Below are 14,733 nucleotides of genomic sequence, written 5' to 3'. Positions count from 1 at the left end.
GGCGCCAGCGTGTGGAGAATGGGCCGATGGTGACCTGGACCGACGAGTGCGACGTGCTGGTGGCGGGGTCGGGCGCCGGCGGCGTCGTGGGCGCGTACACCGCGGCGCGCGAGGGGCTCGACGTCATCCTGGTCGAGGCGACCGACAAGTTCGGCGGCACGACTTCCTATTCCGGCGGCGGCGGCATGTGGTTCCCGTGCAACCCGGTGCTGGTGCGCGCCGGCACGGACGACACGATCGAGGACGCGCTCGAGTACTACCACACGGTGGTCGGCGATCGCACGCCACGCGAGCTACAGGAAACCTATGTGCGCGGCGGCGCGCCGCTGATCGAGTACCTCGAGCGGGACGAGGCCCTGCAGTTCGAGGTGTTCCCCTGGCCCGACTATTTCGGGAAGGCGCCGAAGGCGCGGTCGGACGGTCGGCGACACATCGTCGCCAAGCCGTTGCCGGTGTCCGAGGCTCCGCAGCTGCGGAACCTGGTGCGCGGGCCGCTCGATGCGGACCGGCTCGGCGCGGCGCAGCCGGACGATTACTTCATCGGTGGCCGCGCGCTTATCGCCCGGTTCCTCAAGGCGATTCGGCGCTACCCCACGGCTTCGCTGCGGCTGAACACCGCCCTGGTCGAGTTGGTGACGCGTGATCACGCGGTGATCGGCGCGATCGTCGAGAGCGACGGGAAGCGCCGCGCGATCCGCGCCCGCCGCGGTGTGCTGCTGGCCGCCGGTGGCTTCGAGGGCAACGAGGAGCTGCGCCGCAAATACCGCGTGCCCGGCGACGCCCGCGACACGATGGGGTCGTGGGGCAACCTCGGCCGGGCCCACGAGGCCGGCATCGCGGTGGGCGCCGACACCGATCTGATGGACCAGGCATGGTGGTCACCCGGGATGACCCACCCGGACGGGCGCTCGGCATTCGCGCTCTGGTTCACGGGCGGCATCTTCGTCAACCAGGACGGGCGGCGGTTCGTCAACGAGTCCGCCCCGTACGACCGGGTGGGCCGCGAGATCGTCGCACAGCTGGAGGCCGGCTCGATCACGTTGCCGTACTGGATGATCTACGACGACAAGGAGGGCGCCGCGCCGCCCGTCAAGGCCACCAACGTGGCGATGGTCGAGCCGGAACGCTACGTCGAGGCCGGGCTGTGGCACACGGCCGACACGCTCGCGGGGCTGGCCACGAAAATCGGTGTGCCGGCCCGGAATCTGGAAGCCACCGTGCGGCGATTCAACGGGTTCGTCGCCGACGGTGTCGACGCCGATTTCGGCCGCGGCGACGAGGCGTACGACCGGGCCTTCTCCAACGGCGTACCGCCGCTCGTCTCGATCGACCGGGGGCCGTTCCACGCTGCCGCGTTCGGCATCTCCGACCTCGGCACCAAGGGCGGGCTGCGCACCGACGCCTCGGCGCGGGTGCTCGACACGTCCGGCAGGCCGATCCCCGGCCTGTACGCGGCGGGCAACACGATGGCCGCGCCGAGCGGCACCGCCTACCCCGGCGGTGGCAACCCGATCGGCACCAGCATGCTGTTCAGTCACCTGGCCGCGCGGGACATGGCCCGGAACCGCGTCGACGGGAAAGGCGATGGGACAGGCGCCTCAGACCACCCCGCGTAGCGCGTCGGCGCCGAACGCGGGTTCCAGCATCGCGGAGAAGTCGGGGCCGCGGCGCAGGATGTGGCCGCCGTCGACGTTGATGCACTGCCCGGTGATCCAGCCGGCCGCGTCACTGAGCAGGAACATCGCCAGGTTGGCGACGTCCTCGACCTCGCCGGGCCGGGGCAGCGGCGTGCACTGGGCGTAGTCCGCGCTCAGCTCCGGCGACTCGGTGATGGGCGCGACGAGCTCGGTGCGGATCAGGCCCGGCCGGACGCTGTTGACCCGCACCCAGGACGCGCCGAGCTCGTCGGCGGCCAGCATCATCATGTGGTCGACGGCCGACTTGGTGACCCCGTACGCGCCGAACCAGCGGTGGGTGTTGCTGGCGGCGATCGACGAGATCCCGACGAACGACCCGCCGCCGCCGCGCACCAGTTCGCGCGCGGCGTGCTTGAGGACGTACATGGTGCCGTTGACGTTGAGGTCGACGGTGCGCCGCCACGCCTCCGAGTCGATCTGGGTGATCGGCCCGATGGTCTCCGACCCGCCCGCGCAGTGCACGACGCCGTGCAGCCGGCCGTGCCACGCCGCGGCGGCGTCGACCGCGCGGGCGGCCTCGTCCTCGTCGGTGATGTCGGCGGGCTCGTACCGGACGACGCCGTCGGCCCGCAGCGCCTCGATGTCCTTGACGGCGGCGGCCAGCCGATCGGGGTTGCGGCCGACGATCATGACGGACGCGCCCGACGACACCAGCCCCGCGGCGACGCCCTTGCCGATTCCGCTGCCGCCGCCGGTGACCAGATACGTCCGGTCTTCGAAAGAAAGCTGCACAGGGGCCTCCTCAGTCTGCGCGAGCAGACACATAAGCGCCCGACACGCCGGGTGAAGGGGAACTTTTGCGTCTGCTCGCCGTGGGTTAGGGCGTATCGCGGCGGGCCACTTGCGTCGGTTTCGCGCCGCGCCAGTCCTCGACGTCGGGCGGCTGGCCGACCGCGTACCTGTTCTCGTTGTGGGCGGCCCAGTGCGCATGCCCCAATTCGTGGATGTGGAATGCGTGCCGTAGTGCCTCGGTGAACCCCATCGCGTCGGAGGCGGCGTTGACCGAGTCCTTGACGAGCAGCGCCGCCATCGTGGGCCGGTCGGCGATGCGCCGGGCGAATTCCAAAGTCTTGTCGGCCAGCTCGTCGACCGGGAATACCTTCGACACCATGCCGAGCCGATAGGCCTCGTCGGCGTCCAGCGCATCACCGGTCAGCAGCAGTTCCTTGGCCTTGCGCGGGCCGAATTCCCAAGGGTGACCGAAATATTCGACGCCCGGCATCCCCAGGCGCACCGCGACCACATCGCTGAACTTGGCGTTGTCGGCGGCCACTATCAGGTCGCAGGCCCAGATCAGCATCAGGCCGGCCGAGATCGCGTTGCCCTGGACCTGGGCAATGGTGATCTTGCGCAAATCCCGCCAGCGGCAGGTGTTTTGGAAGAAGTAGTGCCACTCCTGCAGGTAGATCTTCTCCGCGATGGGGTCGCGGGTCCCGCCGTTGATGCGGAAGCTCGGCAGCTGGCTGCGCTCGGCGATCGCCAGCTCCGAGCCCAGGTCGTGGCCCGCGGAGAAGTTGCGGCCGCGCGCCGCCAGGATCACGACCCGAACGGTGTCGTCGGCCTCGGCGCGCAGGAACGCCTCGTCGAGCTGGATCAGCAGGCCGCGGCTCTGCGCGTTGTGCGCTTCGGGCCGGTTGAGCCAGATCCGGGCGATGCGGCCCTCGTCGAGGGTTTCATAGGAAACCAGCTCATCGGCGCCGGCGCTGGCCGCGGCGTCGGCTTGCTCGGAGAGTGTCATTGCGCCCACCTCATGTGCATTGGTTGTACGTTCCGCGTTGTTTACACATTACGGCCGGTGTGTAAGCGGCGCGGAGGGGGATCGAAAAGTCCTGGCAAACGCCTCGTTACCGCACCCGAGCCAAGTGACCTGGCGAGATGGCTGCGGGCAAATATTCGCGTCGCATAGAGTTATGTCATGCCTACGAAATCTGACCCTGGCGAAATCGGCGACGTGGAGCCGCTGGCCGACAGCACCGCGCGCCAGGCCAGGCGAGTCGTCGCAGCGTATGCCAACGACGCCGACGAGTGCCGCATTTTCTTGTCCATGCTCGGTATTGGACCGGCGAAACTCGACACGTAAATGGCTTCCAGGGGAGGCCAGAAGTCGAAAAGTAGGCACTACGGGGATTCCGACTTCGTGGTGGTCGCCAATCGGCTGCCCGTCGATCTCGAGCGGCTCCCCGACGGCAGCACCACGTGGAAACGCAGCCCCGGCGGACTGGTCACCGCGCTGGAGCCGCTGCTGCGCCGGCGGCGCGGGGCCTGGGTGGGCTGGCCGGGCCTGGTAGCCGAGCAAGCCGACGACCCCGTGGACGTGGCCGACGAGCCCATCACCCTGGACGAGCTGCAACTTCATCCGGTACGGCTGTCCGCCGACGACGTCGCCAAGTACTACGAGGGCTTTTCCAACGCCACGCTGTGGCCGCTGTATCACGACGTCATCGTCAAGCCGATCTACCACCGCGAATGGTGGGAGCGCTACGTCGACGTCAACCGCCGCTTCGCCGAGGCCGCGTCCCGCGCCGCCGCCGAGGGCGGCACGGTCTGGGTCCAGGACTACCAACTGCAACTGGTCCCGAAGATGCTGCGCACCTTGCGGCCCGACCTGACCATCGGTTTCTTTCTGCACATCCCGTTCCCGCCCGTGGAGCTGTTCATGCAGTTGCCGTGGCGCACCGAGATCATCGAGGGCCTGCTGGGCGCCGACCTGGTGGGCTTTCACCTGGCCGGCGGCGCCCAGAACTTCCTGTTCCTGTCGCGGCGGCTGGTCGGGGCCAGCACGTCGCGGGGAGCGGTCGGCGTGCGGTCGCGGTTCGGTGAGGTGGCGCTGGACTCCCGCACCATTCGGGTGGGCGCCTTTCCCATCTCCATCGACTCCGGGGCGCTCGACCACGCGGCGCGCGACCGCAACATCAGGCGCCGCGCCCGCGAGATCCGCGCCGAACTCGGCAACCCCCGCAAGACCCTGCTCGGCGTCGACCGGCTGGACTACACCAAGGGCATCGACGTCCGGCTGAAAGCCTTTTCCGAGCTGCTCGCCGAGGGCCGCGCCAAACGCGACGACACCGTGCTGGTGCAGCTGGCGACGCCGAGCCGCGAACGCGTGGAGAGCTACCAGATCCTGCGCAACGACATCGAACGCCAGGTCGGCCACATCAACGGCGAATACGCCGAGGTCGGTCATCCGGTGGTGCATTACCTGCACCGCCCGGTCCCCCGCGACGAACTGGTGGCCTTCTTCGTGGCCAGCGACGTCATGCTGGTCACGCCGCTGCGCGACGGGATGAACCTGGTGGCCAAGGAGTACGTGGCCTGCCGCAGCGACCTCGGCGGCGCGCTGGTCCTGTCCGAGTTCACCGGCGCCGCGTCCGAACTCCGGCAGGCCTACCTGGTCAACCCGCACGACCTCGAAGGCGTCAAAGACGCGATCGAGGCAGCCATGAACCAGCCGGTCGAAGAGGGCCGGCGCCGGATGCGCGCGCTGCGCCGCCAGGTGCTCGCCCATGACGTGGACCGCTGGGCACGGTCGTTCCTGGATGCGCTCGCCGAGGCCAATCCCCCGGCCGCCAAGTAGCGCGGGAGAACCCATGGTGTCGCGACCCGAACGCTGTGATACTCGATGCAGCAGTGAGGCAAGGCCCGAAGGGAGGGCACTGTGAATCTCCGTCGCGGACTGGCCGCCGGCGCCGGCATCTTCTCGGCGGTCGCAATCGGGATCGCGCTGGAGTCGGGTGACCCGGCGCACGCCGTGGGGCCGCCCGCCGACGGCAACTACACCTACAACGAGGCCGGGGTGTCGGGGGTTACCTGGACGATCACGGCGCTGTGCGATCAGCCGTCGGGAACCCGCAACATGAACGACTACTCCGACCCGATCGTGTTCGCGATGAACTGCGCCCTCAACGTCGTGAGCTCGACGCCCGAACAGATCAGCCGCGCGGACAAGTTGCAGAACTTCAGCGGCCGGGCGCGCTACTCGAGCATGCTGTGGACCTTCAAGGTGGACAAGCCCGACGGCGTGTCATGCCCGGGCGGCGGCACCGCGCCGTCCACCGAGACCTATTCGTTCAGCGACGAGAACATGAGCGGCACCCACACCAGCCTGCACGGCCCCGTCTGCGGGATGCAGCCGGAGATGAAAAAGCAGCCGTTCTCGTTGCAGATGAGCGGGCCGCCGCCCAGCCCGATCCAGCGTTACCCGTTGTACTGCAACGGGATTGCGATGTGCTACTGAACGCCGGCTGGATCGTGCGCTGCTAGATCGGCGTGATGTAGGCGATCAGCCATTGCTTGCCGACCTTCTTGAAGTCCACGCGCAGCCGGCTGCCGTCGTAGAGCGGCTGGCGTGACTTGTCGGTCACCGTGCGGTTCATGTAGACCATCACCGACGCCGAATCCCGTTTGGCGCTCATGACTCCCACGCCCACGACGTTGGCCTGGACCACCACCTCGCGCTTCTTGGCCTCCGGGATGATCTGGGTGTTGGCGCTCTTCTGAAACTCCTGGCGATATTCGGGGGTCAGCAGCGGGTAGGCGGCGGAGAGGCTGCGCTCGACGGTCTGGTAGTCGTAGGCGAACACCTCCGGGATCTCCTTGGATGCCAACTTGGGCAACACCGCCCGCGCCGCCTCCTCGCCGCGGGTCTGCACCCGCTCCCAGTAGAACCAGCCGCCCGCCGCCGACAACCCGACGACGGTCGCCACCGCCAGGTAGCCCGCGGCGAGCAGCAGCCACCGCAGGACCCGGGCCCGGCGCGGCCGAGCCATCTAGTTGCCCCCGTCGGGATACTTCAGGTCGTAGCCGGTCATGTGGCCCCGCTCGTCCTCGTGCACGATCACCCGCAGCCGATACGGCATGGACGGCTTGTTGACGCCGTCGATGTCGGCCACCGTGACCCGCACCGACACGAGCACCGAGGCGTTGTCGGTGACCGAGTCGATGCCCTCCAGGGCGGCGCCGTTGATGACGGCCTCCGATGTGGCATTGGTCGAGCGGAAGATGCCCTTGAGGTTCTCGATGTTGTTGTTGGCGCCGAGCATGCCGCGCAGCGGGCCGCTGGTGCCGTTGTAGAACCGGTTCACGCTCTCGTCGATGTTGTCCTGCTTGTAGCTGAACATGTTGACCACCGTCTGCGTGGCGGTGTCCACGAAGCGCTGATCGCGGGCTTGTGCGGCCTCGGCGTGGCGCTGCTGGACGAGCATGATCGCCAGCCCGCCCGCCAGCGCCGCGATCGCCACCAGCGCGGCGGCGGCCGCGATCCATCCGACCAGGACGCGGTTCGGCTGCCGTCGCGGCGGCGGCTTGACCGGCTTGAGGGTCGGTTTCGCGGCCGGCTTCGGCTCGGCCGGAAGGTCGACCGTGACGGCCTCGCCCGACGTGCCCTTCGCCGGCCCGGCCGCGCGCGATGCACGCCGGCGCACGCGTTGCGTCGTCTCAGTCACTACCCGTTCCCACTAGAGAGGCCTTGGATCAAGCATGAGGTCCACCCAATTCTCGGCGCTGGATGCGCCGCTGGCGCCGGGCGCGAAAATACCAGTGCCGCCCGCCGGGTCCACAAAGGCTCCCGTGCGCTGGTCGTAGGTGGCGTAGGCCGGACCGCTGGCCTGCGGTTGACCGGGCGGCGGCGGCCCCCACGGCTTCTCCGGGCCCGGGCCCGCCGGCGGAGGATTGATCCCCTCCGGCGGTGCCGGGGGCGGCAGCCACTTCGGATACGGCAGCTGGGGCGGCACCGGCGGCACCCCCGGCGGCTGCCACGACGTGAACGGCGGCGGCGGCCCGTTGTCGTTGGGCGGCGGCGGTGCGTAGGCCGGCTGGTGGTTGGGCAGCGGCCCGGGCCCGGGGACCACACCGGGCGGGGGCGGCCCGACGATCGGGGTGCCCGGATCGGGTTCGGCGCCCGGCGGGATGTACGGGAACTTGTTGGGCGGCAACACGTTCAGCCCGTTGGTCACCGGCGTGTCGTAGGGCACCGGCGGACCGCGCCACGGGTTGCGGCCCACCGGCACGTAGCCCTTCGGGTCGCGACACAGCTGGATCGTCGGCGCCCGCTTGCCGGGGAACTCCTGGCACGGATAGTTACGCGCGCCGCGCACGGTGCTGGGGTCGTTCTGGGCGACCTTGCAGTACATGTCCTTCGGCAGCTCGCGCACCGTCTCGTCGGCCGGCGTCCGCATCAACGGCGGCGGCAGGAAGCCGACGGCGCAGGGCGGCGGGTCGTTCAGGTCGAGCTTGAAGTCCAGCTTGGCGCCCTCGTCCTGCGGGGTGCCGCCGGCGGCGGTGGTGATCGCGGCGAACAACGCGGGCAGCACCACCAGCAGCTGCTCGATCGACTTGTGGTAGATCACGCCGACCCGGCCCAGGTTGGCCAGGCTGGCGGCCAGCGCCGGGAATGACGGGCGGATGCCGGAGAACGCGGTGCTGGCCTCGTCGGCCGCGCCCGGGGCGGTGGCCAGCGTGGAGCGCAGCTGGGGGTCGGCCTGGCGCACCTCGGAGGTGAACCGCGCCAACCCGTCGGACAGCGACTTGATGTCGGCGCCGGCGCGAATCTGGGCCTGCAGGAACGGGCCCGCCTGATCGATCAGCTCCGACACTTGCGGATAGTTGACGTTGGCCTCGTCCACCAGCAGCCGGGCGGATTCGATCAGCCGGGCCAGTTCGGGCCCCGAGCCGTTGGCCGCGACGAACGTCTCGTGCAGCAGCTCGCGCAACCGGGTGTCGCCGAGGCTGTTGACCAGTGTCTCGGCCCGCTTCAACAGGTCGGCGACGTCCTGGCCGATCCGGGTGTTCTGCCGTTCGATGCGAGATCCGTTGCGCAACTTGACCGATGACGGGCTGCTCGGCGGCACCAGGTCGATGTACTGCTCCCCGACGGCCGACACGCTCTTGACGGTGGCGGTGACGTTCGACGGGATGGGCGTGCCGCTGTTGAGCCGCATTTCGGCCGTGACGCCGTTGGGGTTGAGCCCCACCGACTCCACCCGGCCGACCGCGACGCCCCGGTAGGTGACGTTGGCGTTCTTGTACAGCCCGCCGCCCGCGACGAAGTCGGCGCTCACGCCGTAGGTGCCGATGCCGAACGTGGCCGGCAGCCGCAGGTAGAAGACCGCCATGACGGTCAGCGTGATCGCGGTGATCACCGCGAATATGGCGAGCTGGACCCTGGTCAGTCTGTCGATCATCTCTGCCGCCCTACTGCCCTGAAGCCGTGCCGGGCGGAATCTTGAACGGGTCGGCCGCCTGTCCGGACAGGTTGGCCATCTCGCCGGTCAAGAAATCGGGCGGGTTGAGGATCTCGTTCATGTGGGCCATGTTCGGGTCGAAATACGCTGTGGTGAAGAACGTTTCACCGATTCGGCGCAGGGTGAGGTCGAAGGTGGTGAAGACGTTCAGGTAGTCGCCGCGCACGGCCTGCTTGATGCCGAAGTTGGGGAACGGGAACGTCAGCAGCAGCTGCAGCGAGGTGACGAAGTTCTTCCGGTTGTCGTTGAGCGTCTTGGCGACCGAATACAGGCCCTTGAGGTCCTCGGCGAAGTCCACCTTGGTTTTCGCCAGCACGTTGGAGGTCACCAGCGCCAGCTTCTTCAGCGCGGCGAACGCTTCGACGATGTGCGGGCGGTTCTTGTTGAGCACGCGAAGCGCCTCGGGCAGCGTGTCCAGCGCCCGGCCCAGGTTGTCCTTGTCGCGCGCCAGGGTCGCGGAGAAGCGGTTCAACCCGTCGACCGCATCGATGATGTCGTTGACCTGCCGGTTGAGTCCGGCGGTCAGCTCCGCCAGCCTGGGGACCAGGTCGACGAACTGGTCCTGCCGGCCGGCGAAGGCCTGGTAGGTCTCGTCGGTGATCTCTTCCAGCGCACCGAGATTGCCCTTGTTCACCACCACGCCGAGGGCCGACAGCACCTCTTCGGTGGTGGGATAGCGGCCCGTGTTGGCCTCCGAGATCGTGGACCCGCCCTTCAGTCGGCCGGTGGCCGGCTTGCCCTTGGGGGGAGCCAGGTCGATGTGCATCGAACCCAGCAGCGACGTCTGGGCGACCGTCGCGGTGGCGTTGGCGGGCAACACGACGTCCTTGTTCAACGCCAACTTCACTGCGGCATAGAAGGATCCGTCGGCACGTTGCTCGGCCGAAATGCCGGAGACGCTGCCGACGGTGACGTCGTCGACCATCACCGGCGAGTTCTGCGGCAGCGTCGCCACGTCGGGCATCTCGACGGTGACGGTGTACGCGCCGCTGCCGTGACCGGCCGTCCCCGGCATCACCAGCGAGTTCAGCCCGCCGAATTGGCAACCGGCCAGCAGCACGCTGCCCGCCGCTAAAGCGCTGCCGCGCAACCAGATCCGATTCATCCGCCACCGGCCTGATCGGTCGGCGCCGGCGGGCCGGGTGCGTTCGGCGGGGGGCCGGGCAGGGGACCGAACGCGGAGCCCGGCGGGGGACCCGCTTGCGGCGCGGTCGGAAGGAGCAGGCTCTGCAGATCAGCAGGGTTCGCCGCCGGCGGCGCCGGGTGCGGACCCTGCGCCGGTATCCAGGTCAGCTGCGGAATCGGGGTGGCCGCCTTGGCCTGGGTTTCCGGGGTGTCGTAGATGATCTGGCCCTTGTAGGCGGTGATCGTGTTGAGCGGGTGGAACATCACCGGCGGGTAGTTCACGGCGAGGCGGCGCAGCACGGGGCCCAGCCGCTCGCGACAGAGCTCGGCGCGCCTGAAGTAGTCGGGCGCCTCCGGGCCGCCGGCGGTCTCGAAGGAGCCGCCGCAGATGAATTGCACCGGGTTGGCGAACTCCGGTATCGACAACAGGCCGTTCAGCGTGCCCTGGGCGGGGTCATAGATGTTGTAGAAGTTGGCGATACCGGGGCCGGCGACGTGCAGCACCTGCTCGATGTTGTCGCTCTGGTCGCTCAGCGTCTGCGCCAGGTCGTTGAGGTTGTTGACCGTATCGATGATCGTCGAGTTGTTTTCGTGCAGGAATCCCCGGATGTCCGAGAGCGCCTGGTTCAGCGTGCCCAGGGTGTTGTCCAGGTGGCGCGAGCTGTCGGCGAGCACCTGCGACACCGACGCGACGTGCCCGGCGAACTGCACGATCTGTTCGTTGCTGTTCGACAGGGCGTTGACCAGCACCTGCAGGTTCTTGACGGTGCCGAAAATGTCGCTGCGCGAATCCCCCAGGCGCCCAGCGGCTTGCGACAGTTCACGCAAGGCGTTGTGGAACGACTCGCCCTTGCCGTCCAGCGTGTCCGCGGCCTGGTTGATCGCCCTGCCCAACGGCCCCTGCGCCGACGCCGTCGTCGGACCCAGCTGGACGGCCAACTGCGTCAGCGCCTGTTTCACCTCGTCCCACTCCACCGGGACCGCGGTGTGATTCAGGTCAATGCTTGCGCCGTCGGGCAGCGCCGCCCCGCCGGTGTATGCCGGGGTGAGCTGAATGAATCGCGCCGACACCAGGTTCGGCGAGATGATGACGGCCTTGGCGTCCCTGGGGATCTTCACGTCCCTGGACACCGACATGGTGATCTTCACGTCGGTGGGCCGCGGTTCGATCGTGTCGATCGAGCCGACGGGAACGCCGAGGACGCGCACCTGGTCCCCGGGATAGAGCCCCACGGCGGAGGTGAAGTAGCCGACGACGGTTCGGTTGTTGGCTTGCGAGGAAAGCACATACACGCCCCCCACCAACACCGCGACCAGCGCGATGACGGTGGCGTAGCGCAGCCCCCTGCTGCCGGCGATCCTTCTCATGGCGATTTCGGCCTGATGATCCAGCGTTCCTGAATCAACCCGCGCAGGTAGTCCGACAGGCTGGCCGGCAGCTTGCCGGGCTGGTAGAAGAAGTCGAAGACCATCGCCATCATCGGCGCGGGAAGCACGCTGAACACGTTGACGTTGAATCCCGGTCCGGACCCGACCACCTCGCCCAGTTCGGTGGCATAGGTGGGCAGTCGTTTGAGCGCCTCGGTGATGTAGTCGCGGCGTTCGTTGAGGTTGCTCAGCACCAAGTTGAGCTTGCTCAGGGCCGGGCCGAACTCCCTGCGGTTGTCGGCGACGAAGCCCGAGATCTGTTCGGACAGACCGCTGATGCCCGAGATCAACTGTCCCAGCGCGGCGCGGCGCTCGTCGAGCGCGGCGAACAACTCGTTGCCGTCGGTGACCAGCTTGTTGACCTGATCCGCGCGCTGCGACAGCACCGCCGTCACCGACTTCGCGTGCGCCAGCAGCCCCTGCAGCGCCTCGTCGCGGCGGTTCAGGGTGCGCGACAGCGATGCCACGCCGTCGAGCGCTCCGCGCAGCTCCGGGGTGGCGTCGCGCAGCGTATCGGTGAGCACGTTCAGGGACTGCTCGAAACGCGGCTTGTCCAGATCGTTCGCGTTGTGACCCAGATCCTCGAGCGCGCCGGCCAACGTGTACGGGGTGGTCGTCCGGCTCAGCGGAATGGTGGTCGCCTTGCCGGAGCCGGCCGGGGTCACCGAGATCGAACGCTCGCCGAGGATGGTGTCGGTGCGGATCGCGGCCAGTGACTGGTCACCGACGGCGACGTGCCGGTCCACGCTGAACGTCACCTTGGCGCTGTCGCCGGCCAGGCCGACGGAGGACACCTTGCCGACCTTCAAACCCGAGACGTAAACCGAGTTGCCGGGCGAGATGCCGCCGGCGTCGGTGAAATAGGCGTCGTACGTCTTGCCCTGCGGCCAGAACGGCAAGCCGGCGTAGCCGAATGCGAGCAATACGACGCACACCACGAGCACCACGCCGAAGATGCCGGTGCGCAGGGGGTCACGTTCACGCCTTGCGTTACTTGGCAAAAGCGCACCTCCCCTTGCTCGGATCCACCTGGCCGCCCATGGGGATCAGGATGTCGCTGCCGGCCGGCCCATTGATCTTGATCGACACGGAGCAGAAGTAGATGTTGAAGAAGGACCCGTACGCGCCCAGCGCCGCAAGCCGCAGGTAATCCTCGCCCAGTTGCTCGACGTCGTTGTTCACCTCGGCCTTTCGGTCGTCCAGCTCGGTCGCCAGCGGCCGGGTGTTTTCCAGGATGCCCTGCAGGGGCCGGCGCGAATTCTTCAGCAGCTCAGTCAAATCCGTCGTCGTCGACGCCAGCGGCGGAATCGCCCCGGCGATCGCGTCGGTGTTCTTGGCCAGCCCGGTGATCAACTGCTGCAGCTGGTCGACGCTGGCGGAGAACTGCGCGCTTTTTTGGTCGACGGTGCCCAGCACCGTGTTGAGGTTGATGATCGTGTCACCGATCAGCTGGTCGCGCTGGCCCAGCGCCGTCGAGAAGGCGCTGGTGTCGGCCAGCACGTTCGACAACGCTCCGCCCTGGCCCTGCAACAGCTGGATGACCGCGCTGCTGATGGTGTTGACCTTGTCGGCATCCAAACCCTTGACCAGTGGCCGTAACCCGCCCAACAGCGCATCGAGATCCAGGGCGGGCTGGGTGTGTTGGGAGTTGATCGTGCCGCCGGGCGCCAGCTTGCGCAGTTCCCCAGGGCCCGAGGTGATCTCCAGGAACCGGTCGCCGACCAGGTTCTCGTACCGGATCACCGCACGCGTCGACGAATACAGCGTGTAGCGCCGGGCGACCCCGAACGCCACGTCGACGGTGTTGTCCGGGTTGAGCTTTATGCCGGTCACCGAACCGACCGGCACCCCGGCGATGCGCACCTTCTGGCCGGCCTTCAACTTCGTCACGTCGGTAAAGGTTGCATGGTAAGTGTTTTCGTCACCGAAGCGGAAGTCACCGAAGATCACCACCAGGCCCGACGCGACGATCAGCATGGCCACGGCGAAGATGCTGACCTTGATCACCATCGACCGGTGCGACGGCATGCCCGACGCCGCCATCAGAAGTCGTCCCGTTCCGCGAAGGAGCCGTGGAACAAGAACTGCAGCGTCGAGGGCGCGTCGAACTGAAGCTCGGTGAACGGCTCGTACGGGATGTTGGCGTTGTCGGTGACCAGGAACGGCGCGCGATAGAACGACCCGCCGGTCTGCTTGGTCGGGATGTCCGGCAGCCCGCGGCAATTCGGGCCTCCGGAGGCGTTGACGATGGGCAGCGACTCCGGATAGGTGTACGACGGCGCGCCCAGCACGAAGCTCGACGACGTGAACAGGCCCGCCTTGCGAACGCCGAGCAGGGGGGCGAATTCCTTGATGCCCCGCTCGATTCCGGCGAACAGGCAGCCGAATTCCGGCGAGTAGTCGTGGGCGACCTTGATCGGCGCCCGCAGCCGGTTGATGGCGTCGATGAAGTTCTGCTCGGCCGGCTCCAACGTCTCATAGGCGTTGTTGGCCAGGCCGATCGTCGCCAACAGCGTGTCGTCGAGGTTGTGCTGCTGGTCCACAACCGTCTTGTTGATCGTCGGCAGGTTGTCGATGATCGTGTTCAGGTCGGGCGCGGCGTCGGCGTAGTTGTTGGTGACGATGCCGGTTTTGCGGAAGTCCTCCTGCAGGGCGGGCAGCTTCGGGTTCGCTTGCCGCGTCAGGGTATTCAGCCCCGACAGCAGGGAACCGAAGTCGTCACCGTGCCCGCGCAGGCCCTCGGCCAACGCGCTCAGCGTGCCGTTCAGCTCGACCGGGTCGACCTTGTGCAGGAGGTTGATCAGCGACTGGAACAAGGTGTTGACTTCCAGCGCCACCGCCGACGCCTCGACTTGCGCGTCCGGGCGCAGCGACGTCGGCGAGGGCGTCGGGGGCGGAATGAATTCCACCGACTTGGCCCCGAAGATGGTGTTGCCCGCGATGTGCACCGTCGCGTTGGAAGGGATGAAATGCATCTGGTCGCTGTTGATGGCCAGCGTCAGCCGGGCCTGGTCGTCCTTGTGGGCGATGTCGGACACCTTGCCGATCTGGATGCCGCGGTATTTGACCTTGGCGCCCTTGTCCATTACCAGCCCGGCCCGTTTGGACCAGACGGTGACGGTGTCGGTCGAGGCGAAAGCCGCCGTGTAGGACAGATATGTCAGGGCGGTGAACGCCACGATCAATCCGGCCAGCAGCGCTGCTGCCAGCCGGACTGTGCTGCGTCGCGATTCGCCTTCTGCCAT

The 14,733-nt window shown here is 68.0% G+C and carries 14 protein-coding genes; 4 read left to right on the top strand and 10 right to left on the bottom strand.

Annotated features, from left to right (window positions below; all coding sequences use genetic code 11):
• The first annotated feature begins 26 nt into the window (after positions 1-26).
• Entirely contained in the window at positions 27-1,616 is a 1,590-nt protein-coding gene (locus OQ968_RS00280; RefSeq protein WP_324673531.1) for an FAD-binding protein, read from the top strand.
• Here OQ968_RS00280 and OQ968_RS00275 read toward each other — a convergent pair.
• Together OQ968_RS00275 and OQ968_RS00270 are read right to left on the bottom strand one after the other, a co-directional pair.
• On the bottom strand, positions 1,599-2,429 hold the full coding sequence (locus tag OQ968_RS00275) for an SDR family oxidoreductase (protein ID WP_324673529.1): 831 nt from the start codon (positions 2,427-2,429) through the stop codon (positions 1,599-1,601). The genes OQ968_RS00280 and OQ968_RS00275 overlap by 18 nt on opposite strands.
• 85 nt (positions 2,430-2,514) lie before the next feature.
• Positions 2,515-3,435 (bottom strand): enoyl-CoA hydratase, encoded by a 921-nt coding sequence (locus tag OQ968_RS00270; RefSeq protein WP_324673527.1) that lies wholly within the window; start codon positions 3,433-3,435, stop codon positions 2,515-2,517.
• A gap of 177 nt (positions 3,436-3,612) precedes the next feature.
• Here OQ968_RS00270 and OQ968_RS00265 point away from each other — a divergent pair, with 177 nt between their 5' ends.
• From OQ968_RS00265 to OQ968_RS00255, 3 genes are all read left to right on the top strand, one after another.
• A complete protein-coding gene (locus OQ968_RS00265) occupies positions 3,613-3,777 on the top strand; it encodes a hypothetical protein (protein ID WP_324673525.1) in 165 nt (54 codons plus the stop codon).
• Entirely contained in the window at positions 3,778-5,271 is a 1,494-nt protein-coding gene (locus tag OQ968_RS00260; protein ID WP_324673523.1) for a trehalose-6-phosphate synthase, read from the top strand. It begins immediately after the preceding gene.
• A gap of 81 nt (positions 5,272-5,352) precedes the next feature.
• Entirely contained in the window at positions 5,353-5,931 is a 579-nt protein-coding gene (locus OQ968_RS00255; protein WP_324673521.1) for a hypothetical protein, read from the top strand.
• Positions 5,932-5,953: 22 nt separating this feature from the next.
• On the opposite strand, the gene OQ968_RS00250 is transcribed toward OQ968_RS00255, so the two are convergent.
• From OQ968_RS00250 to OQ968_RS00215, 8 genes are read right to left on the bottom strand one after another with little or no spacing between them, the layout of a single operon-like run.
• Complete coding sequence (locus OQ968_RS00250) at positions 5,954-6,463, bottom strand: mammalian cell entry protein (RefSeq protein ID WP_420715798.1); 510 nt, start codon at positions 6,461-6,463, stop codon at positions 5,954-5,956.
• Positions 6,464-7,138 (bottom strand): mammalian cell entry protein, encoded by a 675-nt coding sequence (locus OQ968_RS00245; RefSeq protein WP_324673519.1) that lies wholly within the window; start codon positions 7,136-7,138, stop codon positions 6,464-6,466.
• 12 nt (positions 7,139-7,150) lie between these two features.
• A complete protein-coding gene (locus OQ968_RS00240) occupies positions 7,151-8,875 on the bottom strand; it encodes a virulence factor Mce family protein (RefSeq protein WP_324673517.1) in 1,725 nt (574 codons plus the stop codon).
• Positions 8,876-8,885: 10 nt separating this feature from the next.
• Positions 8,886-10,040, bottom strand: a complete 1,155-nt coding sequence (locus OQ968_RS00235; protein WP_324673513.1) for a virulence factor Mce family protein — start codon at positions 10,038-10,040, stop codon at positions 8,886-8,888.
• Positions 10,037-11,428 carry a virulence factor Mce family protein gene (locus tag OQ968_RS00230; RefSeq protein WP_324673511.1) on the bottom strand — a complete coding sequence of 464 codons (1,392 nt, stop codon included), beginning with the start codon at positions 11,426-11,428 and terminating at the stop codon, positions 10,037-10,039. The genes OQ968_RS00235 and OQ968_RS00230 overlap by 4 nt, the downstream gene beginning before the upstream one ends.
• Complete coding sequence (locus tag OQ968_RS00225; protein WP_324673510.1) at positions 11,425-12,489, bottom strand: virulence factor Mce family protein; 1,065 nt, start codon at positions 12,487-12,489, stop codon at positions 11,425-11,427. Before OQ968_RS00225 ends, OQ968_RS00230 begins: the two co-directional genes overlap by 4 nt.
• Positions 12,479-13,531 (bottom strand): MCE family protein, encoded by a 1,053-nt coding sequence (locus OQ968_RS00220; protein WP_324673508.1) that lies wholly within the window; start codon positions 13,529-13,531, stop codon positions 12,479-12,481. Before OQ968_RS00220 ends, OQ968_RS00225 begins: the two co-directional genes overlap by 11 nt.
• Positions 13,531-14,733 (bottom strand): MCE family protein, encoded by a 1,203-nt coding sequence (locus OQ968_RS00215; protein WP_324673506.1) that lies wholly within the window; start codon positions 14,731-14,733, stop codon positions 13,531-13,533. The genes OQ968_RS00220 and OQ968_RS00215 overlap by 1 nt, the downstream gene beginning before the upstream one ends.

The organism is Mycobacterium sp. 663a-19 (genome assembly GCF_035616495.1).
Classification (GTDB): Bacteria; Actinomycetota; Actinomycetes; order Mycobacteriales; family Mycobacteriaceae; genus Mycobacterium.
The sequence above is the reverse complement of the archived record's forward strand: the minus strand, read 5'-3'. Positions and strand labels throughout refer to the sequence as shown.